At 40.2% G+C, this 21,598-nt stretch carries 19 protein-coding genes; 4 read left to right on the forward strand and 15 right to left on the reverse strand.

The features are described from left to right. Position 1: 1 nt before the first annotated feature. Together AC1M9C_RS07745 and AC1M9C_RS07750 are read right to left on the reverse strand one after the other, a co-directional pair. Positions 2-1,291: a D-arabinono-1,4-lactone oxidase gene (locus AC1M9C_RS07745; RefSeq protein ID WP_481953476.1), complete on the reverse strand. Its 1,290-nt coding sequence runs from the start codon at positions 1,289-1,291 to the stop codon at positions 2-4. After that, on the reverse strand, positions 1,288-3,030 hold the full coding sequence (locus AC1M9C_RS07750; protein ID WP_481587551.1) for a neutral/alkaline non-lysosomal ceramidase N-terminal domain-containing protein: 1,743 nt from the start codon (positions 3,028-3,030) through the stop codon (positions 1,288-1,290). Before AC1M9C_RS07750 ends, AC1M9C_RS07745 begins: the two co-directional genes overlap by 4 nt. Before the next feature lie 264 nt (positions 3,031-3,294). Between AC1M9C_RS07750 and AC1M9C_RS07755 the strand changes: the two genes are divergently transcribed. Further along, the gene (locus tag AC1M9C_RS07755; protein ID WP_481587552.1) at positions 3,295-4,935 is read left to right on the forward strand and encodes an acyl-CoA synthetase; all 1,641 of its coding nucleotides are present in this window, start codon (positions 3,295-3,297) and stop codon (positions 4,933-4,935) included. Positions 4,936-4,992: 57 nt separating this feature from the next. On the opposite strand, the gene yjgA is transcribed toward AC1M9C_RS07755, so the two are convergent. The 9 genes from yjgA to mazG all read right to left on the reverse strand — a co-directional run bounded on the left by yjgA (position 4,993) and on the right by mazG (position 11,671). Then, a complete protein-coding gene (gene yjgA, locus AC1M9C_RS07760) occupies positions 4,993-5,526 on the reverse strand; it encodes a ribosome biogenesis factor YjgA (protein ID WP_035265351.1) in 534 nt (177 codons plus the stop codon). A 2-nt stretch (positions 5,527-5,528) separates the two neighbouring features. Continuing rightward, positions 5,529-5,798 carry an HPr family phosphocarrier protein gene (locus AC1M9C_RS07765; protein WP_035265349.1) on the reverse strand — a complete coding sequence of 90 codons (270 nt, stop codon included), beginning with the start codon at positions 5,796-5,798 and terminating at the stop codon, positions 5,529-5,531. Beyond that, the gene (gene rapZ / locus AC1M9C_RS07770; protein ID WP_035265345.1) at positions 5,795-6,646 is read right to left on the reverse strand and encodes an RNase adapter RapZ; all 852 of its coding nucleotides are present in this window, start codon (positions 6,644-6,646) and stop codon (positions 5,795-5,797) included. Before rapZ ends, AC1M9C_RS07765 begins: the two co-directional genes overlap by 4 nt. A gap of 39 nt (positions 6,647-6,685) precedes the next feature. Continuing rightward, the gene (gene panC / locus AC1M9C_RS07775; RefSeq protein WP_035265343.1) at positions 6,686-7,525 is read right to left on the reverse strand and encodes a pantoate--beta-alanine ligase; all 840 of its coding nucleotides are present in this window, start codon (positions 7,523-7,525) and stop codon (positions 6,686-6,688) included. Positions 7,526-7,527: 2 nt separating this feature from the next. Beyond that, positions 7,528-8,337, reverse strand: a complete 810-nt coding sequence (gene panB, locus AC1M9C_RS07780; RefSeq protein WP_179998618.1) for a 3-methyl-2-oxobutanoate hydroxymethyltransferase — start codon at positions 8,335-8,337, stop codon at positions 7,528-7,530. A 40-nt stretch (positions 8,338-8,377) separates the two neighbouring features. Continuing rightward, positions 8,378-8,866 (reverse strand): 2-amino-4-hydroxy-6-hydroxymethyldihydropteridine diphosphokinase, encoded by a 489-nt coding sequence (gene folK, locus AC1M9C_RS07785; RefSeq protein ID WP_481591534.1) that lies wholly within the window; start codon positions 8,864-8,866, stop codon positions 8,378-8,380. After that, on the reverse strand, positions 8,863-10,320 hold the full coding sequence (pcnB, locus tag AC1M9C_RS07790) for a polynucleotide adenylyltransferase PcnB (RefSeq protein ID WP_481953477.1): 1,458 nt from the start codon (positions 10,318-10,320) through the stop codon (positions 8,863-8,865). Before pcnB ends, folK begins: the two co-directional genes overlap by 4 nt. Before the next feature lie 153 nt (positions 10,321-10,473). Beyond that, positions 10,474-10,884, reverse strand: coding sequence for a ComEA family DNA-binding protein (locus AC1M9C_RS07795; protein ID WP_481953478.1), 411 nt, complete (start codon positions 10,882-10,884; stop codon positions 10,474-10,476). Next, on the reverse strand, positions 10,877-11,671 hold the full coding sequence (mazG, locus tag AC1M9C_RS07800) for a nucleoside triphosphate pyrophosphohydrolase (RefSeq protein ID WP_481587553.1): 795 nt from the start codon (positions 11,669-11,671) through the stop codon (positions 10,877-10,879). The genes AC1M9C_RS07795 and mazG overlap by 8 nt, the downstream gene beginning before the upstream one ends. A 107-nt stretch (positions 11,672-11,778) precedes the next feature. Between mazG and AC1M9C_RS07805 the strand changes: the two genes are divergently transcribed. Next, the gene (locus AC1M9C_RS07805) at positions 11,779-12,555 is read left to right on the forward strand and encodes an SDR family oxidoreductase (RefSeq protein ID WP_481587554.1); all 777 of its coding nucleotides are present in this window, start codon (positions 11,779-11,781) and stop codon (positions 12,553-12,555) included. 79 nt (positions 12,556-12,634) lie between these two features. After that, a complete protein-coding gene (locus AC1M9C_RS07810) occupies positions 12,635-13,066 on the forward strand; it encodes a hypothetical protein (RefSeq protein WP_035265332.1) in 432 nt (143 codons plus the stop codon). Between the two features lie 55 nt (positions 13,067-13,121). Here AC1M9C_RS07810 and AC1M9C_RS07815 read toward each other — a convergent pair whose 3' ends face one another. The 4 genes from AC1M9C_RS07815 to cysM are packed head-to-tail and all read right to left on the reverse strand — an operon-like array spanning position 13,122 to position 18,617. Beyond that, positions 13,122-15,428, reverse strand: coding sequence for a RelA/SpoT family protein (locus tag AC1M9C_RS07815; RefSeq protein WP_035265331.1), 2,307 nt, complete (start codon positions 15,426-15,428; stop codon positions 13,122-13,124). 53 nt (positions 15,429-15,481) lie between these two features. Further along, complete coding sequence (rlmD, locus tag AC1M9C_RS07820; protein ID WP_092768317.1) at positions 15,482-16,849, reverse strand: 23S rRNA (uracil(1939)-C(5))-methyltransferase RlmD; 1,368 nt, start codon at positions 16,847-16,849, stop codon at positions 15,482-15,484. A 9-nt stretch (positions 16,850-16,858) separates the two neighbouring features. Further along, positions 16,859-17,680, reverse strand: a complete 822-nt coding sequence (locus AC1M9C_RS07825) for a 3'-5' exonuclease (protein WP_035265329.1) — start codon at positions 17,678-17,680, stop codon at positions 16,859-16,861. Positions 17,681-17,696: 16 nt separating this feature from the next. After that, complete coding sequence (cysM, locus tag AC1M9C_RS07830; protein WP_481587557.1) at positions 17,697-18,617, reverse strand: cysteine synthase CysM; 921 nt, start codon at positions 18,615-18,617, stop codon at positions 17,697-17,699. 151 nt (positions 18,618-18,768) lie between these two features. On the opposite strand from cysM, the gene AC1M9C_RS07835 reads away from it, so the two are divergent. Beyond that, positions 18,769-21,573 (forward strand): GacS-like sensor histidine kinase, encoded by a 2,805-nt coding sequence (locus AC1M9C_RS07835; RefSeq protein ID WP_481953479.1) that lies wholly within the window; start codon positions 18,769-18,771, stop codon positions 21,571-21,573. Positions 21,574-21,598: the final 25 nt, after the last annotated feature.

The raw sequence follows: 21,598 nt of genomic DNA on the forward strand, positions 1-21,598 counted from the left end.
CTCATCCTTGTTGCCCAAGTAATAGTTTTTCAAGATAGGGATTGAGAAACTTTCGATGGGGATCGAGCGCTTCTCTGATTTGCATAAATTCATTCCATTTCGGATAAAGAGCTGGAATCTCTTGGTGAGACAGTTGATGCATCTTAGCCCAGTGTGGACGGCCTCGATATTTTTGAAAAATCGGCTCAATAAGATCAAATACTTTTTGAGGTGACTGCTTATAATATTGATGGATGGAAATCGAAATACTGTCCTGCTGATAGAAAGGACTTAGCCAAATATCATCCCCTTTGACCACGCGAAATTCGATAGGGAAAAAAGAATTTATCTGATATTTTCTAAACGTTGCAATCACTTCTTTGATGCATTGAATACCATTCTCAATTGGAATTTGATATTCCATTTCATTGAATTTGGTATTCCGAGGTGTTGCAAAAATATCACTCGACCAATCAATGAATTCTGTTGGCTTCACAAAAACACCGACTAATTTTTGAAGATATTTCGTCAAAAAAGGGGCTTTTTTAGAAATTTCACAACACCATGTTAAAAGTTGATCCTCAGATGGCCAAGAAGTTTCTCTTGGCTTCACCTCACCCTCTGTAACATCAAGTGTTTTAAAAATTAATTGATCTGTAAAAGGGAAAATAAAATATTCCAAATGCCGATGTTGGTGCATCAATTGGAGAAATTGATCAAGGCTTTCTTCTACAGGGGCTAAATGAATTTTCTCTTTCAATTTATATCTAGGGCGGTTTTGCATGGTTATTTTCGTTAATATCCCGAGCGATCCCAACGATACTCTACCTGCCTGAAAAATTTCAGGGTTCTCCGTCTTTGAGCATTGGATTAAATCCCCATTTGCCTGTAATAGCTCAAAATCTTCTACATAGCCTGAAATAGAATATAGCGCTGCACCTGTCCCGTGTGTTCCTGTAGATACAGCACCAGCTAAACTTTGTTGATCAATATCACCCTGATTCATAAGCGACTGCTCATAAGGCGCAAGATGCTGGCCTAAATTGAATAGTCGAGTACCTGCCCATAACGTCGCTTGGCATTTAGCCTGATCAGCATTTAAGACACTTGAAAATCGGTCTAAAGAAATAATAGACGCATCCGTTTTTACCAACGGAGTAAATGAGTGCCCTGCACCAACCACACGAACTTTAGGATGTTGAATCACAATATCCTGTAATTCATGTAATTGGTCTGGATATAAGATATGTTGCGGGTTTGAGTGGCAATATCCCGACCAGTTAGACCAATAATGATGTGTCAGATTACTCATGTTGCCAACTCCTTTTGTGCAACGGCGGTTTGAACATTTCCCCGATTGGTTCTTTTCTCTAATTCTTTTTGAGGTACTGCTTTAGGTACGCAATTTGATAATTGACGTTGTTCAGGTGGCAAACAAATCTGTTTAGCCAAATGTTTAAAATAGGTTTGAAAAGCTGCCAAAGTCCATTGACCAAATAAAGTGTGTCCACCTTCATAGGCTTGTTCTTGATATTCTTCGAATGTCGTGACATAGCCCATATAGTCATTACAATAAGATGCAAACCAAATTTTTGCGTTAGGAAATGTCGGTAATACACTTTTCTGAATGGTATTTAATACGCGCTTACCTGAAGTTGTTGTAAACTCTCCGGGAACACATACCAAAAAAAGTTGACCGATTCGAATGAGCTGAATTGGCACAATATGTGGCACTAAATCGCTTTCTTGAATTGCGCCAGCGTGAACTTGAGCATTCATTTCAGCAATGAGTGGATCTAAAACACCAGGAAGTGAACCTAATTTTTTTCCTAATATCCGATGCTGACCCGATTCAAAAATAATATTTTTGGGTCCTTGAGCATGATAAAGCTTCTGATAATAAGCACTTTCCACTGGATCTTTTGAATTCAATTTACTTCGTTTGAATTGTTTTGAAAGTAAATTCATAGCCATGATCAATGGCTTTGCAGCACCCACACCATCGACTGGTGTGCCCGCAATAAATGCTGTCCCATGACAAGCTTGGCTTGTTATCGCATTGCTATATCCACCTGAAAACTCTGGATCAGCCACAGTATTTGCCATATCCACATACTCGAGTACTGCATCCAAATCTTGATATTGGATGTTTTGATTCTGTTTCTCAAGTAAAGCGGCTAAAGCATACTCACTCTGTATACGACCATTGTTTCTCGCATAGATGTATTCTGCTTCTCCTTTTATCTTTTTTCTGATCTTAGTCTGATTCTTTCCATGGAAGTGTGGTGACACATCGCCTGCTGTTGCTTGCGCAAATATACAAACTGGTCCATACACCCCAGCAGCACTTAAGGTCTCTTCCGAAAGTGTTGCGGCATAGCCTTTATTATCACCATCATGAGCGTCTAATTGATTGCCCAAACATGTCGCATGCACACCAAACAGTGACAACAGAGAATGAAGCTTTTCCCCACGATAAAAGCCAAGGACTTGCATTTGTCGATTGATTGCTTTGTAAGTTTCAGATTCATCGACGAATGCAGTATCGAGATTTCGATTATACGCTTTTATCGAGCGATTCCATGCCACAGGGACTTGCTCAGGAATGTCAATTGTCGCTAATCGAATCTCTGTAAAATCGCGATTGGATAATGCCTGTTGAATACTGGATTGCACAGCATCCACAACTGCATCAAGGTGCTCAGGCACAAATCCTGGTGTCGGCATATTATAAAGAGCTTCATAACCACAACCGCCTGGACCTGAATGGGTATGCGTTGCCATTAGAACCAAACGATGCGGATCGAAACAATCCCTCAACGTTTCATTCAAGCGTTGGATTACATTGATTCGAATTGCTGAAGTAATACAGCCAAAATCTAGACAACATAATATCAATGGGGCATCTTGATCTTTTTGAATGGTCACTGTTCTCGCATACAGCGAAGTTCTTTTTTTATAGGCACGGTGATGCCACATCCCATAGCCAAACATGGCATAGCCTTTGGGTTCGATGTTAATTTCATCTTTCCCCCACCCAACAATATACATATGCAAAATCCTTTTGCTTTTATTATTCGATTTTGAAACTTAAAATCTGTTTAAAATTTACCCCATTTCTCGATCAATTACATTATTCAGCACAAATAAATATCACCAACTTCACGAATAAATCGCAATAAAATGAAGTTAAAAAATATGAAATTTCGCCTAATTGACAAAATGTCACGTTTGCTCGACTAAAGGATAAATGTATTCCGTTTATTTTTTGCTTATCTTTTACTCAGGATTATAAAAATGAAGATGGATACTAAAATGAATTTAAGTCCGTATGACGAACTACCTAGAACGCCAGCAAATTTTGTTGCCCTTTCTCCACTCAGATATTTAGAGCGTGCGGCCTATATCTACCCTCAGCAAGATGCAATTATTCATGGTACACGCCGGATTAGCTGGAAAGAAAAGTACAAACGTTGCCGTCAATTTGCCGATCAGCTGCAAAAGCTTGGTATTCAAAAAAATGATACTGTGTCGGTATTACTTCCAAATATTCCAGCCATGATCGAAGCGCATTTTGCAGTGCCTATGGCAGGCGCTGTACTCAATACATTAAATACGCGCCTAGATGCAAAAACACTCGCATTTATGCTTGAACATGCTGAATCAAAAGTACTTTTAGTTGACCCTGAATTCTCAGAATTAGCACAGGAAGCTTTAGCACAAGTTCCTCAGGACATTTATGTTATCGATGTTGCAGATACTGAATATGAATTCAATGATCAAGCGCCCCGTATTGGAAAAATTGAGTATGAATCTTGGCTTTCACAAGGTAATCCTGAGTTTGAGTGGCAATTACCACAGGATGAATGGGATGCCATCAGCTTAAACTACACCTCAGGCACAACTGGGAATCCAAAAGGTGTGGTCTATCATCATCGTGGGGCTTATATTAATGCAGCGAGTAATATCATTGCTTGTGGTATGACACCCCGTGCCACCTATTTATGGACTTTGCCTCTGTTCCATTGTAATGGATGGTGTTTCGCTTGGACCATGGCCGCCAACGGTGGCACAAATGTTTGTCTTCGAAAAGTTGATCCAGCACAGATCTATCAATTGATCGCGGATCATCAAGTCGATTACTTCTGCGGTGCACCAATTGTATTGTCCATGTTGATCAACACACCAAAAGAGCAACAACGCGAAATTAATCATCGAGTCGAAGTGATGGTTGCTGGTGCAGCGCCACCAGCTGCCATTATTGAAGGTATGCGAAATCTAGGAATCAATGTTACCCACGTCTATGGTCTCACTGAAACCTATGGACCATCAGCGCTATGTGCTTCGCAAGCAGGCTGGAGTGATTTAAGCATCCAAGAACAAGCTCAACTACATTCACGCCAAGGTGTACCTTATCCACTTCAAGATGGGATGAAAGTATTGGATCCTGAAACGATGCTGCCTGTACCGAACGATGGTCAGACCATGGGGGAAATTATGTTCCGTGGCAACATTGTCATGAAAGGTTACTTGAAGAATCCTGAAGCCACCGCTGAAGCATTTGCTGGTGGATGGTTCCATACTGGCGATCTTGCCGTATGCCAGCCTGATGGTTATGCCAAAATCACAGATCGCTCGAAAGATGTGATTATTTCTGGTGGTGAAAATATTTCTTCACTTGAAGTGGAAGAAGTACTTTATCAACACCCTGCCGTGCTGACAGCTGCAGTTGTTGCAAAACCTGATCCACGTTGGCAAGAAGTTCCATGCGCATTTATTGAATTGAAGCAAGGGCAACAAGCTACACCTGAAGAAATCATTGAATACTGCAAACAACATCTTGCTCGATTCAAGGTACCTAAAGACGTAGTGATTACTGAAATCCCTAAAACTTCAACAGGTAAACTGCAAAAGTTTGTGTTGCGAGATTGGGCAAAAGATCGTGCTGCACTCTAAATATTAAGCATCTAAGAAATAAAAAAGGTCTGAAATATCAGACCTTTTTTTTGACCATCAACGATCAGAGATAAGTGCAACTTGCTGAACGTAATTCAGCAAATTTAACTTAGATTGTGCAACAGCATCCTCACCTAAGTTTTTTTGAATATCACGTTCAATACGAAGTAAATGCTGACGTATTGCATGATGCTCTGCAGCATTGTAAGTCTTCATAAATTCTTTAATAACAGGCTCACCTTGTGCAATCATACGATCGACCCAACGGTGCAATTGTGCTGTCTTTTTCGCCCCTTGTTGAGGTGTCAAATAAGATAAGATCATGCTCTCGTCTTCATTGCGTAATAATTTACCAATACGCAAAAATTGACGACGACGAGCCTCACCTGATGTTATCAATTGAACATCCAATAAAGCTTCAATTAAGCGCTCTTCCACAGGAAGGCTTTCAATCTTTTTTTTGGGTAACTCAGCAAGTTGAGCCCCTAAAGCAGCCATACGTTGTACAGCTTTCTTTTGTTCAGTTTTACTTGCACGTCCTTCTAAAGACTCAAAATCATCTTCAGTAAAACGTTGCGATCGACGTGCCACGATTATTCAGCCTCGTAAAATTTTGCTGCGAATAATGCTTGAACTTCAGACAAAGCTTTCTCTTCATCTGCCCCTTCAATCACTAGTCTTAATGTAGTTCCTTTGCCTGCACCGAGCATGAGCAAAGACATAATATTTTTGGCATCGACTAATTTATCGCCCTTACCAATTTTAATCGAACTTCGAAATTTGGTAGTGACCTCAATGAGCTTGCCTGACGCACGCGCATGTAATCCTAATTTGTTAATTACGTCAACAGTTGTGTCAATCATGACCAGTGCTTCATTTCTCTATGCAAGACCTGAATAGACCATTGTGCCTCAAGCGCCTTTTTGAGTCTATCCACAATAAATACAGAGCGGTGCTGACCACCTGTACATCCAATCGAAACCGTAATGTAATGGCGATGCCCTTCTGCAAAGGCAGGCAACCACTTCTCTAAAAATTGCTTTAAATCCTCAAACATCATATTCACTTGGTCAAATGATGTCAGGAATTTTTCAATGGGCTCATCTAAACCCGAATATTTTCTAAGCTCTAAATCCCAATGTGGATTGGGTAAATGCCGCACATCAAAAATAAAATCAGCATCCAACGGAATACCATGCTTATATCCAAAAGACTGTAAAATAACAATTAAGTTATCTACCTGCCCTAAGCGGGATAATAATGTATCTTTAAGATCATGGACACTTTTATCTGATGTATCAATCTGTACAGTTGCTCTTAATTGAATCGGCAACAGTAATTGTTTCTCTTCCTGAATGCACTCATTCAGACTTTTAAAACGATTCGCCAGTGGATGAGGTCGACGCGAAGCACTAAAACGAGCAATTAACTCTTGATCTTTGGTGGTGAGATAAATCACCTCGACCTCACCATGTTTTTCCAGTTGCTGATAAACTTGCTCAAATTCTTGCAAATCAGCGCGTGTACTCCGAACATCAACCCCTAAAGCCAATTGTTCTAAATTATTTTCTTGATCTAACTTTCCAACGATCTCAGGAAGTAATGCTAGCGGCAAATTATCGATACAGTAATAACCTAAATCTTCGAGAACCTGCAATGCAGATGACTTCCCTGAACCGGATTGTCCTGTAACAATAAGAATTCGCTTCATGCACCACACCTGACGATCATCATCGAGTTTAATCCTGTTTTAAAGACTGATTTGTAAATTGTCGATCAAGCGTGTCGAACCAATTTTCGCAGCAACAAATAACACAATATCTTGGTCAAATTGCTCTACTGCCTGCAACATTGGATTACGTGCTTCAACATAATCCACGACAAAGCCAGCATCACTTAAAGTTGATTTTATCTCAGCAAGAACCTCTGTAAGCGCTTGACCTTGTTTTAAATTTGTTTCAGCAGTTTTTAAAGATTGATAAATAACTGGTGCAATTTGACGATGTTCAGCCGAAAGATAACCATTACGTGAACTTAATGCCAAACCATCTTCAGCACGTGCAATTGGCACACCAATAATTTCAATCGGCATGTTCAAGTCACGTACCATTGTCTTAATCACAGCCAACTGCTGGTAGTCTTTTTGACCAAAAAATGCAAAATGTGGTTGTACGATATTAAATAACTTCGTTACCACTACCGCAACACCATCAAAGTGCCCCGGACGTTGAGCACCACATAAATCATTGGTAATTTGACCGACACTAATGTTTGTTAAGCGAGGTTGACTGCCATACATTTGCTCAACTGAAGGTGCAAAAATAATGTCACAACCCTCTTCAGCCAACAACTGACTGTCTTGATCAAGTGTGCGTGGGTAACTGTCATAATCTTCATTTGGGCCAAATTGTATCGGATTCACAAAAATACTGACCACAACCACATCACATAATTTACGTGCTTCACGTACTAAATTTAAGTGACCTTGATGTAGATTCCCCATGGTCGGGACAAAACCAATAGTCTTTCGTGCTTGACGAGCAGCATGAAGTGATGCGGTTAAACCATGGATTGTTGTTTCAGTTTTCATGATTAAAGCTCAACTTGGAACGTATGTTCTTTAGCAGGGAAAGATTGATCTAGTACAGCAGCATGATACGATTTGATTGCATCAAGAATGGCCGTTTCACCAGACTGTTCTTTCATAAAATTACGTACAAAACGTGCAACACGACCGAAGTTTAATCCCAGCATATCTTGAACAACCAGAACTTGGCCATCGGTTTGTGCCCCAGCACCAATACCAATCACAGGTACATGCGGAAATAGTTCTGTAATTTCTTGACCCAATTGTGCAGGTACACACTCTAGCAGTAACACTGCAGCCCCAGCCTCAACAACGGCTTTACAATCAGCAATCAGCTGATCCGCAGCTTCACGCGTTTTGGCTTGTAATTTATAGCCACCAAATACATGAACGGATTGTGGCGTTAATCCAAGATGGACACACACTGGAATACCATTGCGAGTCAATACTTCGACCGTTTCAGCAAGCCAAGCACCACCTTCAAGCTTGACCATTTGTGCGCCAGCTTGCATCACTTTTTTCGAGTTTACTAGTGCATCATTGAGTGTGGCATAACTCATAAAAGGCAGATCAGTTAAGATGAAAGCATGGTTATTTCCACGACGTACAACTGAGGTGTGATAGACCATATCTTCCACATTCACAGGCAACGTTGAATCATGGCCTTGAATAGTCATCCCAAGCGAATCACCAATTAAAATGGTATCTATTTCAGCAATTTCCATTGCCTTCGCCATACTGGCGTCATAACAAGTCAGACATGAAAATTTTCGACCTTGCTGTTTGAATTGTCTTAAATCGCTCAGACTGATCATAAGATGTCCTCTAACACAGTTCCTTAGAACATTTTAAAGTTTAAATATTGATCCAAGATGAATCTGCTAAAACATCCAATTGGCTGTGTTTTGCAATATTCGTTTCTCGAATTTTCTGTCCATGAATTTCTAATTCGACATCCAGATCTAATAACGGCAGTATGACAAAATCTCGCTCAAATATCCCGATATGCGGAACAGTTAAGCGATCATTTTGAATCGTTTGATCACCATATAACAATAGATCTAAATCGAGTGTGCGTTCACCCCAACGACGTAAACGCACCCGCCCTGCTTCATTTTCTATTTTTTGTAATTCATCCAATAATTCAAGCGCCGTTAGACTCGTATCTAAACGAACGACCGCATTGTGGTAATGTGGTTGGTCTTGAGGACCCATAGGTGGACTATGATAAAGCCTTGATGCTTTCACCATACCCAGCATTGCCAGTTTCGTATAGGCTTCTGCCATCAACTGCTGAGAATCACCTAAATTACTTCCCAGTCCAATATATGTTCGTACTGTCATTGGATAGGACCAAACACCACTGTATTTAAATCGCGTTTGACACGTTTACGCTTCAAAATAGGATGATCAGCTGCAATACCATTATCCAAAGCGATACTCGCATTTTGCTCTGTTCTTCGCTCATTCGCTGAAGCGGCCTTACGACTGCGGCGGCTACGTGACTCCGTTTCTTTAACTAGCGGTTCAATCTGCTGAGGCTTTGTTTCCGCAACATCTTCGGTCACGGCAACTTTACGTCGTGATTTAGTCCGTTGACGATTGTACTGCGCAATCACACGCTCTTTTTCGTCCAAAGACATCAACTGATAAGCATCCCACCATTGACCCATGCCATTGGTCGTCTGATCTCCAGACTTTTCACGCAGCAACATAAAGTCAAAACCTGCTCTAAAACGAGCATGACCTGAGAGTGCTTCAATTTGCTGAGGTTTTGGGTTCAACAAACGAGTTTGCATTTCCCAAACTTCACGAATAAATGTTTCTGCAAAACGCGGGATAATCGTGCGTGTCGCTTGGCGCTTCAGCACATCTAAGCCAGCTTGAGCACGTGCTTCAGCTGCCACAACACCTTTGTGCATATAAAAATCACAACGCTCAAGGAATGGTTTCCACAACAATACCGCATAGAAAAATGCAGGGTTGATCGTTTTACCAATTTGAATTCGCTGATCTGTATTTTTCGCTGCACGTTCAATAAATGCATCAATATGAGGAGGAATATCTGCAAATAATTGCTTCCAGATTCCAAACTCAATCAACATCGGGAGCACACGATTCAAATGCCCCATTGTGAATAACTTTTGAGATTCATCATATAAACGATGTGGTGATACATCACGTAAAAGCAAGGTTGCTTCAGGTGTAAATACGTCTAAAATTGCATGATCAATTTTAAAGTTAAGTTTCGCAGCAAATCTCAGTGTTCGTAACATACGAACTGGATCTTCTTCAAAGCGTAACTTTGGATCACCCAATAAACGCAATGTTTTTGTTTTTATATCATCAATAGCGTTACAGAAATCAAGAACGATACCCTTACGCGGTTGGTAATACATCGCATTGATTGAGAAATCTCGACGAGCAAAATCTTCCTCAATTGAGCCCCAATTATTATCTCTTAGAATCATCCCTGCAGCAGAAGTCACTGCTTTTTTAGGAGGAGCTCGGAAAGTGGCCACTTCAATTATTTCACGACCAGAATAGACATGAGCCAACTCAAAACGACGACCAATAATTCGGCAACGACGACCAAATACTTCTTTGATTTGTGAAGGTGTCGCATTGGTTACAGCATCGAAATCTTTAGGCGCAAGTCCAAGCATCAAATCACGGACACCACCACCGACGATATAAGCTTCATAGCCGGCTTTAGTTAAAGAATCAATAACATCTAAAATGGAAGAAGGTAATTGTGCAGTGGATAAACCGCACTTTGACGCGTGCAAAGTTTGCAAAAGACGCTGTCTCCTACGTCAGAACGTAAAATCATAATTGTGCTAATCATAGCTCTAACACAATCAAAGGGCAATTTTATTCTCCAAGATTCACCGTCAAAATTGATTAAATTTCAACACCCCTTAGTGCCATTTGACCTCTATAAAAATGTGTTAGAGGGCTAACTGGTTGCGATTCTTTTCGATAAACTTTGGACCTATTCCTTTGACATTTTGAAGTTCATCTACTGACTTAAAACTGCCATGCTTTTGCCGATACTCAATAATTGCAGCAGCTTTCTTCTCACCCACTCCTTTAATCATTTGTAGTTCAACCATTGAAGCCGTATTAAGACGAACTTTAGTTGATTGCCCGACACCACCAGCTGATTGCTTTGATGATGTATTTACGGCTGGTCGAGATAAATAATGGTTCGCACTTTGCCGGTTAAGTCGTTGATCATGAGCTTCTTGCTCTGCTTTCCATTTTAAGTAAGATTCATCAAACTGTTGTGGATATGCCGAACTGATTAAACTCACACATGCAGTAAATATCAGAAGAAGAAAAGAAATGATGCTATTCATGTTGAACCTGAATTTTATTGTTATGTTGCTTTAGATACACTTTTGCCTGATCCCACAATTGGTCCATTTCTTTGAGACTCATATTTTCAATGGGCGTATTTCTATTTTTTGCCTGCAACTCAATGTATGAAAAACGTTGTTTAAATTTGTGGATGGTTCCAAGTAGAGCCATCTCACTTGAAATGCCGATTTTACGTCCAACATTGATTAAAGAAAATAAACAATCTCCAAACTCCTCTTGTATTTCGTCGGAATTTTGATGGTTGAGCGCCTCTCTCAATTCAGATAACTCTTCATCTAACTTTTCATACGCTTGCTCAACATTTTCGAAATCAAATCCAATCTGAGCTACATTTTTTTGAATTTGTTCGGCTTGATCTAAGGCAGGACCCGCTTTAATTTCATCTAAACGTGATTTAGTTTTGTCTTTTTTCTCTTCAGCCTTAATTTTTTGCCAAAGTTCACTCACCTGCTGTTCATTCAGTTGTTCAAATTGAGCCGATTGAAAGACATGAGGATGTCTTCGAATCAACTTGTCGCACAGTGTTTCCACCACATCATGAAAATTAAATGCTCCTTGCTCACTATACATTTGCGATTGAAATACAACTTGCAGCAGAAGATCTCCTAATTCCTCTTTTACATGCGCTGTATTTTGTGATCGAACTGCTTCTTCAACCTCATAAGCTTCTTCAATCGCATAGCGAGTCAAGCTTTCAGGCGTTTGTTTTTGATCCCATGGACATTTCGCACGAAGCTCTTGCATGATATTTAAAAGTTTTTCCATGAAAGTTGATCTCTAGTGAATGATGAGTTTAAAGTTATTGTTGATTCAATGAACAATCTTATGCTCAACTAGGAACATAAAATGATGTAAAACAACAAGGATTTTCGATGACATCTAGCATTTTTATCAGTGGCGCAGCACAAGGGATTGGCGCAGCTACCGCAAAACTATTCTATCAGCAAGGTTATAAAGTCGGTATTTATGACATCAATCTCGAACAAGCTGAACAATTGGCTCGATCTTTAGGGCCAAATGCTAAAGCGGGTTTGCTAGATGTTTCCCAATACGACCAATGGCAAAGTGCTTTAACTGAGTTCAACGAATGGGCTGGTGAAATAAATATATTATTAAATAATGCTGGCATCTTATATTCAGGGGCATTCGAAAATACAGATATCTCATCGCATCATCGAACATTTAATATCAATGTTAACGGCGTTCTCAATGGCTGTCATGCTGCGCTCCCTTTCTTAAAACAGGCCTCCCACGCACGTATCATCAATATGTCCTCTGCTTCTGCTATCTATGGTCAAGCTGATTTAGTGTCCTATTCAGCAAGTAAATTTGCTGTTCGCGGCATTACAGAAGGTCTTGATGTTGAATGGCAAAAATATGGAATACGCGTATTAGACATCATGCCATTATTTGTTCAGACTGCCATGGTAAAAGGCATGGATGCGGGTACGATTCAAAATATGGGAGTCAGTCTCAGCGCCCAAGACGTTGCTCAGGAAATTTACCGTGTCGCACGTTTAAAAAACCATCACTTAACCGTGACTCACCATACGGTTGGCATCAAAACTGAACTGATGTATCACCTGTCAAGATTCAGTCCTCAATTGATCAATAGAGTGACAAATTTAATATTAAGTAAAAAGAAATGACAAATTAGTCGCATTTGTGTAATATTCCCTCGCCCCAACAGGGGCATTTATAACAATGCGTTACAAATGAGAATATATAATGAAAAAAATTTTAACTTTAGCTATCGCTACTGCTTTAACAACGACTCTTGCTCAAGCTTCGGGTGAACTACCAACGAAACAACACTCAACTGCTGAACTCAAGGCAATGGATTGTGCAACACTAGCTGTTGAAAAAGCCAATGCTAAGCGTAACTTAGAAAATGCTGATAAAAATATTGCAGCTGCTGCAACCCAAACGCCAGCTAAATCATTGAGCAAATGGGCGGGTATGGCAGGTAATGCATTATCTACTTTCGGTGGCAACTCAGAAAAAGCAACAAAAATGGGGCAAGTTGCAAACTCTGTAGCGGGTGAAAGCGATACTTCTGATGCTGCAAATATTCCATTACAGCAACAGATCAAAGCTGCATCGCAAGCAAACATCGATAATATTGGAATCTATCAAGGTTCTAAAAAATGCAAAATCTGATTTAACTCTATTTGAGTGATCAGTCATAAAAAAGCCTGCTAAAGCAGGCTTTTTTTTAATTTCCTTGAACCAAACGTCTTGCGCTAATGATGCCTGGTTGCTGTTCCAATCGAGCCAACAAGCGAGACAATTGAGCCAAACCTTTGACCTCAATCAATAGTTTCATATTGGCAATACCATCCGCTTCGGAAATGGTATTCACTTGGCGAATATTAATCTGATCTGAAAAAATCACTTGGGTTAGATCCTTCAGCAGTCCTCGACGATCATAAGCCTCAACCACAATTTGGACACTCTGCCCTCTTGTCGGTTGCATTTCCCAATCTGCTTCAACAGCGCGTTCAGGTTCTTGGCTGATCATACGTACATAATCCGGACAAGCCACCTTATGAATACTCACCCCACGATTGAGTGTGATATATCCAGCAATCGACTCACCATGAACAGGCTGACAACATTGTGCAATATGTAGTTCAACATTATCCAAACCGTCAATCAGAATCCCATGCGCTGATAATGTATGACTCGCCCGTGGATTTAATGCTGGCTTCAGCACTAACTCAGGCTCATCTTGATCCAAGTGCATATGACGATTGACTTGATTAATCAATGCATGAAGACTGATATCTCCACTCACCAAGGATACAAGAATGTCCTCACCTGTTTTAACGTTAAAATGAGCACAATAATCACTCAAATCAATACTTTTTGGGTGAATTGCAAGACGTGATAATTCCTTGGTGAGAATCTCTCGACCGACTTCTAAGTTCTTACTACGGTCTTGCTGTCTGAACCAATGGCGCAACTTGTCTCTTGCACGTGCTGTCTTGATATAACCTAAAGAGTTCACCAACCAATCACGATTTGGCTCACGATCTTTCTTGGTCAAAATCTCGACTTGTTCACCTGTTTTTAATGTATAAGTCAGTGGAACATAACGTTGGTTTACACGTGCTGCATAACACTTGTTGCCAACCTCCGTATGCACATGGTATGCAAAATCTAAAACGGTTGAATTACGCGGTAATTCTTTGATGTCACCATCACGACTAAAAACATAAATTTTTTCAAAATCTTCAAAATCTTGAAGCTGATTGAAATTTTCAGTTTCGTCTTCATTCGGATGCGCACCTGCTTCATTTCGTTCTTGATAATGCTCAAGCACCGAACGTAAAGAGTGTAAACGATGATTAAATGAATAATCTGTAGTTTTCGCACCTTCCTTATAATTGAAATGAGAACAAACGCCTAACTCAGCTTCTTCATGCATTTCAGTGGTTCTGATTTGAATCTCTAAAGATTTATTTTCAGCAATCACTGCGGTATGTAAAGAGCGGTAACCATTGGCTTTCGGGTTAGTGATGTAATCATCAAACTGATGGGGAATATGACGCCAGATTTGGTGTACGATCCCCAAAGCGTGATAACACTCAGATACATTCTGAACCAGTACACGAACAGCTCGAATGTCATATAGCTGATCGAAACTTAAGTTCTTGCTTTTCATTTTTCGATAAATCGAATAAATGTGTTTCACACGACCTGAGATTTCAGCCTCAATACCATGCTTCAGCAACTCACTTTTCAGTTTATCGACCACGAATTGAATATATTGTTCGCGCTCTAAGCGTTTTTCATTGAGCAAAGATGCAATTTCTTTATAGCGCTCTGGTGCTAAATAACGGAATGCAAGATCTTCAAGTTCCCATTTTAACTGCGCGATACCAAGACGATGCGCCAAGGGTGAGTAAATGGTTAAAATTTCTCGTGCGACACGCTCTTGACGCTCTTTTGGAGAGTTTGCCAACTCACGCAAAGCCAGCGTACGCTCAGCCAACTTGATTAATACAACGCGAACATCCTCTGTTACTGAGATCAACATCTTGTAAATCCCAGTTAAATGTTCACGCTGATTATTATTGAAATGATCTTCTAAACGTTTATTTTTTTCGATCAGCTCTGACAACTTACCCATTGCCAAAGTGCCTTTCACCAAATTGTAGACACTTTCACCAAAGCTTTTACGAATCTCCTCAAGCGACGTCATGCCCTCACGCACACTACGATAAAGCATCGCTGCTGACAAAGTATCTTCATCAACATGTAGGTGAGCCAAAATATCTGCCATACCTAAGCCAGTCGCGAAGGTATTGGTTTTATGATGGTGATCAGAAGTCAGTTCTTTTTTTAAAACACTAAGAGCGACTTCTTCTAATTTTTTAAGTTCTGCACCGTCTAAAATAATCCGCGCACGGTCTAGCCAAGTTGCTAAACCAAGTTGCGCTTCAGCGGCATGTTCTACAGTCGTTTCCTCAGACAACTCAGTCAGTCGTCCAGGTAACTGCTCACGTACTGTGACCATACCCTTCTCCTTTTTTAAATCTAATCTTCATTTTATTAAATCAACACTTAGCACTAGCTTTTTTCAAATAAAGCAATAGATTCAACATGGCCTGTATGACTGAACATATCCATCACACCAGCTTTCTTCAACTGATAACCATGTTGTACTAAAATCCCTGTATCACGTGCTAATGTAGCAGGATTACAGGAAACATAGACGATTTTTTTTGCACCAAAATTTGGCACATAGTGCATAATTTCTTCAGCTCCAGCGCGTGGAGGGTCTATTAAGAGTGCATCGAACCCTTGATTTGCCCAAGAATGTTGCGAAAAATCTTGCGTTAAATCCTGAGCATAAAATTTTACGTTTGTGATGCCGTTTTTCAGTGCATTTTCTGTCCCACGCATCACCATTTCCTCACTTCCCTCCACCGCGACGACCTCACCCCGTGTTACAGAACGTGCAAGTGGCAATGAGAAATTCCCTAAACCACAGAATAAATCAAGAACACGCTCATTTCCGCTCAGGTCAAGCAATTCACATGCCAGCTTCACCATTTGTGGATTAATGGTGGGGTTAACCTGAGTAAAGTCAGTCGGTTTAAATCCAAACGTCACGTTAAAATCCGGTAGTGAGTAATGTAATCGCTCAGATAGGTCACCATCCGCACGATGAACACTACTTACACCAGCTGGTTGCAAATAAAGCTGCCATGATCTTTCTAACGCAAATTCACGCAGTTGGTTGACATCATTTTGCAGTAATTTGTTGGTATGACGTATCAAAAGTGCAACCTCTTGATCTCCTTTCGCCAATTCGATATGACCTATATCTGCTTTTGCTTTTAGATTTTCAAGGAGTACCTTGAGGTGAGGTAACGCAGCATCTAGCTCTGCATCTAAAATTTTGCAGGTTTTAATTTCAGTAAGCTGATTAGATTGAGCCTCACGAAAACCCATGACTAATTTATTTTTTTTAGCAATGTAGCGAACGCCAATACGAGCCTTGTGACGATAATCTTCACGTGTCGAACGCAATGGTTCTAGCCACGACTCTGGAAGAGCACCTGCAAAGTGGGTGAGATGCGACTCTAAAACTGATTGTTTTAAACGAATTTGTTCATCTAATTTTATGTGCTGCATATTACAGCCTCCACATTTTCCAAAATGTGGACAAACTGGCTGTGTACGAATTGGACTCGGCGCCCCAATCAACTGCACACAATCAGCTTCTTCTAATTTTTTTGCCTGATGGGTAATTTGAGCTTCTACTGTTTCTCCTGGCAGTGCAAAACGAATAAAGACCTTTTTACCCAATTTGTCTTGAGGATGTTCCTGTCCTTGAAAATGTGCGATCCCTCGCCCTTCGTGTGAAAGTCTCTCAACTGTAAATGTATAACGAGGAAGTTGAGATGAGCGATGTGCGGCACGTTGTTTCAAAGAGATAACCTAATGTTGAGTTGATTTAAAATCCGAAGCGGTGAAGTCAGTTTTTTCAGCAGTTTCTTGCCAAATACGCAAAAATTCTGTTTGCTGTGGTTGACCTTGAAGATAATGAATCGTCGCTTGAATCCAGAGACGATGATCTTCAGGCAAAATCTGTCCTTTTAACAATACATAGCGCAGATAGACTAACCATGTGTTTAAAACATCCCCTTCACAATAACTGGTTAATTCTATCCAATTATTGTTACGAACATATTCAGGGATAAAATAACCTGGTGTTCCGCGCTTACCCGGGTAACCGAGCATATAGGCGACATCATCCAGTTTTTGGAAGTGACGCGCATTAAACATTGCCATAAAATCCATCAAATCAATATGACGATGATGGTAACGATTCTGGTAGTTATTATAGCGCTTTTGTGTATCAATTTCGCCTTGATCAAACAGACTTGGCGCAGACAACCCATGATACATTGCTCTATACATAATAACAGGCAGATCAAATTGGGAGCCATTCCAACTGACTAAAGTCGGATTACGTTTATCAAAAATTGATAGAAATTTTTGTAAAATTTCAGGTTCTGAATAATGTTCACGACTGAATGAAAATAATTTCATTCCCGCCTTTTCATCAATCCATAGTCCTGAAATACAGACAATTTCATGTAAAGCAAGTCGCTGAAAGTCAGTGCCCGCTTCTTGACGTCTTAACTTACTCAGCGCTTGTTCAATACTATCTTCTGGTAAATCTAAGCCATATAGATGCGCTCCTGATTTAAGATCGGTCAATGTTTCAATATCAAACACTAAAACAGGTAAGCGCATATAGATTTACTCGAATTTATTGTTCATCTTCTACAGAGAATAAACCCGTAGAGAGATAACGATCACCACGATCACACACGATACATGCAATCACAGCACCAGGATGTTGTTCAGCGATTTTTATTGACGCCCAAACTGCACCACCAGAAGAAGTACCAGCACTAACTCCTTCCTTACGTGCCAATTGACGAGCCATTTTTTCAGCTTCAATTTGTGGAATATCCATAATTTGATCAACACGAGAAGCATCAAAAATCGTCGGTAAATATTCTTGAGGCCAACGGCGAATACCTGCAATATTCGACCCTTCAGATGGCTGTAGACCAATAATTTGAATATCTGGATTTTGTTCTTTGAGGTATTTTGAAATCCCCATGATGGTTCCCGTTGTTCCCATCGAACTAACAAAATGCGTAATTTTACCGCCAGTTTGTTGCCAAATTTCTGGACCAGTTGTCAAATAGTGTGCTTGGACATTGTCTGGATTACCAAACTGATTGAGCACCAAACCTAGACCATCTTTTTCCATTTGCAATGCGATATCACGAGCTTCTTCCATATTCTCGGATTCAATAAGCTCAGCACCATACGCACGCATTGCATCTTTGCGTTCTTGGCTAGAACTTGCAGGCATAATCAATTTCATTTTATAGCCACGCATTGCCGCTACCATGGCTAATGCAATACCTGTGTTACCGCTAGTCGCTTCGATCAGCGTATCACCTGGCTTAATGTCACCACGTTTTTCAGCTTGCATGATCATGTTATATGCTGGGCGATCTTTAACAGAGCCCGCTGGATTATTCCCTTCCAGTTTTGCCAATACAGTCGCTTGAGTATGACTTGCCAGACGCTGTAACCTAACCAATGGGGTTTTACCCACATAGTGGTCTAATAAAAAATCGTCTGATTGAAAATCTACTTGTGTATTACTCATTATTTGCACCCATATTGAGGTGCAGGTATTGTATGAAAAAAAGTATCTCACTGCATCAATTTCAAAGGCTTTTTAATGAGGGTGATTAAAGCACCATCATTTTTTTAAAGCGTGCTAATATGCCCAACATGGGGAATGAGTCACTCTGCACATGTCGAATTTGAATAAAAAAATCTTCAATCGCTTAAAACTAAACCATGCTTATGGGCAATTGATTGCCCTCATTTTTGTACCCATTGCGGTACTGGCAAGCGTCGGCTCTGCACTGGTGCTCACAGAAACGTCTAATTCCGCAAAATCAGAACAACGCTTTGCCGCAAATGCAATTTTAAGTCGTTATAAATACACGACAGAAAACCTACTTATTGCGCTTGAAAAAAACCCCTCACAAGCGCAACAAGACCGCGCTAAAAGCATCTTACAAAAGATGTTTAATGAAAAGTATTTACTCAGTGTCGCAGTCCTAGACCAACAACAAAAACCTTATTTTGGGTTAGGCTATCGCAATGAAAAACCTTGGCCTAGCTTCCCGACCAATGTACAAACATTTGGTCCGATTAAAGATCAACATAATCATATTTATGGCTTAGCATTAAATACGCCTGATCAAAGTAAAAAATGGCTTGTTATCGAGCTAGATAATCAACCTCTAGCCATTTCTCAATATCGTGTTTTCATTGTACTGATCACGACGGGTTTGTTGACACTTTTACTATTATTACTGTGCTTGAACTTTTATTCACGACGTTGGATTGCACCTATGTACGAAATACGTATGCAATTACAGCGACTCAATGCAGACACACTCGACCAACACATGGTCATCAATAGTACTGGCGAGTTAAGGTTACTCCAACGTGATATTGCGAATGTCGTGAAGCGTCTACATTTCAGCTTTTTAGAGCTGAAGGAACATACCGAGCAGACCGAAGACGATTTAAGACGTACGCTTGATACACTTGAAGTGCAAAATATTACTTATAAACAAGCACGCGATCAGGCCATCTCATCCAATCAGGCAAAATCTGTTTTTCTTGCCAATATCAGTCATGAGTTGCGTACCCCGCTGAATAGTATCGATGGTTTTATTCACTTGTTATTGCGCCAAGAGAATCTCAGCAATGATCAAAGCCTGTATTTGCAAACGATTCGCAAATCATCAGCACATCTTTTAGCACTGATCAATGATGTCTTAGACTTTTCAAAAATTGATGCCGGTAAACTTGAATTAGAAACCGCATCATTTGATTTAGAAGAAGCGATCTTCGATGTTATGGACATGTTGTCGCCATTAGCCGCCCAAAAAAATATCGATATGGCCTTCTACTATGCCGATAACATTCCAAAGTATGTGATTGGCGATGCTTTACGTTGTAAACAGATTTTGACTAACCTGATTTCAAATGCCATCAAATTCACTCCTGATGGTGAAATTATTGTACGTGTTCGCATGGAGCATGACGATCTAGAACATTGCCTATTGCATTTCAGTGTTCAAGATAGTGGTATTGGATTAAGTGGTACAGATCGTAAACGGTTATTTGAATCATTTTCTCAAGGCGATGCTTCCGTTACTCGTCAATTTGGTGGCACAGGTTTAGGGTTAGCAATCTCAAAACAATTGGTTAATCTGATGCATGGCCAAATTGGCTTTGAAGATAACCAAGAACGCGCCCCAACTGAAAAGGGTTCAACATTCTGGTTTACTGCGAAATTTGCGGTTGATGAATATGAAATTATTCATCCGCAATTCCATGACATGCGTGTCATCTCCTATTTAGCCCACCCTGCAACTGCGAATGTTTTACGTCATTATTTAGAAAATTACGGTGTTGAACACACAGAAGCTCAATCCATTCTAGATTTATTCAGCCGTCTAAACGGTTTGACACATCAACCTGAAAATACGTGGTTGATTGTAGATCACAGTGGTGATCCAGAGGCTTTATTAAAAGAGATTCGCGGACGTTATCAAGGTCACTTAGCCGTATATGGCTATCAGATGGCGCTCGACCTCAACATGTTGAATGAATACAAAGCGAGACCACTGTATCAACCTCTGAGCCGTTCATCATTAATTCAGCTTTTGGAAAATCAGCCAATATTTGAAGTAGAACCTCATGATAACTTTAAAGCCCTTAATTTACATGTACTTGCAGTAGACGATCATCTACCAAACTTAATCGTTTTAGAAGCTTTGCTCGGCGAAATTAATGTTCAAACAACTAAAGCGCAAAGTGGACAAGAGGCACTACAAATTTTACAACAACAGATTCAAAATGATGAAAAGCCGTTTGATCTGATATTTATGGACATTCAAATGCCAGTGATGTCTGGCATCGATACGACTCGTGCGATCAGATCGTTAGAATCCACCATCGAGGGACGTCACACACCAATCATTGCACTCACAGCACATGCTTTAGCAGATGAGAAACAAAAATTACTTAAAGTCGGCATGGATGACTATGTCACCAAACCAATCCAAATGGATCAGATTATTCAGATTCTGACGCATTGGAGCAGTGATAAGTTTATTCATCCAATTAAATCCCAAGAAAAAACTTTACGTATCGAAACCTTAGATCATCAGGTTTTAGATTGGAAACAGTGCGTTCAATTGGCAGCGAATAAAGAAGATTTAGCACAAGATTTATTGAAGATGTTGGTGGACAGCTTCCCGAATGAACTTGCTGAAATAGAACAACTCATCGAACTTGAAGATTATCCGCAGCTCGAACATGTATTACACCGTTTATATGGGGCAACACGCTACGTCGGCACTCCGAATTTACAAAGCATCACAGGTGAATTTGAACAGTTCGTTTCAACGCTGCGTAAAGAGCGTAGAAAAGCAGATGAGCAATTTATTGAAAATGTGATGAAACTGTTGGATGAATTAAAACATGCGATTGGACAAGTAAAAGAAGCAGCCGAGTCTATTCTGAATCATTAATAGACGATCAACACCCTGTCTTAGG

This window comes from Acinetobacter sp. 24-47-39 (assembly GCF_056783825.1).

Coding starts and splice junctions, on each gene's coding strand:
- AC1M9C_RS07745 (WP_481953476.1), bottom strand. CDS start 1,291: ATGAGTAATCTGACACATCATTATTGGTCTAACTGGTCGGGATATTGC.
- AC1M9C_RS07750 (WP_481587551.1), bottom strand. CDS start 3,030: ATGTATATTGTTGGGTGGGGGAAAGATGAAATTAACATCGAACCCAAA.
- AC1M9C_RS07755 (WP_481587552.1), top strand. CDS start 3,295: ATGAATTTAAGTCCGTATGACGAACTACCTAGAACGCCAGCAAATTTT.
- AC1M9C_RS07765 (WP_035265349.1), bottom strand. CDS start 5,798: ATGATTGACACAACTGTTGACGTAATTAACAAATTAGGATTACATGCG.
- rapZ (WP_035265345.1), bottom strand. CDS start 6,646: ATGAAGCGAATTCTTATTGTTACAGGACAATCCGGTTCAGGGAAGTCA.
- panC (WP_035265343.1), bottom strand. CDS start 7,525: ATGAAAACTGAAACAACAATCCATGGTTTAACCGCATCACTTCATGCT.
- panB (WP_179998618.1), bottom strand. CDS start 8,337: ATGATCAGTCTGAGCGATTTAAGACAATTCAAACAGCAAGGTCGAAAA.
- folK (WP_481591534.1), bottom strand. CDS start 8,866: ATGACAGTACGAACATATATTGGACTGGGAAGTAATTTAGGTGATTCT.
- AC1M9C_RS07795 (WP_481953478.1), bottom strand. CDS start 10,884: ATGAATAGCATCATTTCTTTTCTTCTTCTGATATTTACTGCATGTGTG.
- mazG (WP_481587553.1), bottom strand. CDS start 11,671: ATGGAAAAACTTTTAAATATCATGCAAGAGCTTCGTGCGAAATGTCCA.
- AC1M9C_RS07805 (WP_481587554.1), top strand. CDS start 11,779: ATGACATCTAGCATTTTTATCAGTGGCGCAGCACAAGGGATTGGCGCA.
- AC1M9C_RS07810 (WP_035265332.1), top strand. CDS start 12,635: ATGAAAAAAATTTTAACTTTAGCTATCGCTACTGCTTTAACAACGACT.
- AC1M9C_RS07815 (WP_035265331.1), bottom strand. CDS start 15,428: ATGGTCACAGTACGTGAGCAGTTACCTGGACGACTGACTGAGTTGTCT.
- AC1M9C_RS07825 (WP_035265329.1), bottom strand. CDS start 17,680: ATGCGCTTACCTGTTTTAGTGTTTGATATTGAAACATTGACCGATCTT.
- cysM (WP_481587557.1), bottom strand. CDS start 18,617: ATGAGTAATACACAAGTAGATTTTCAATCAGACGATTTTTTATTAGAC.
- AC1M9C_RS07835 (WP_481953479.1), top strand. CDS start 18,769: ATGTCGAATTTGAATAAAAAAATCTTCAATCGCTTAAAACTAAACCAT.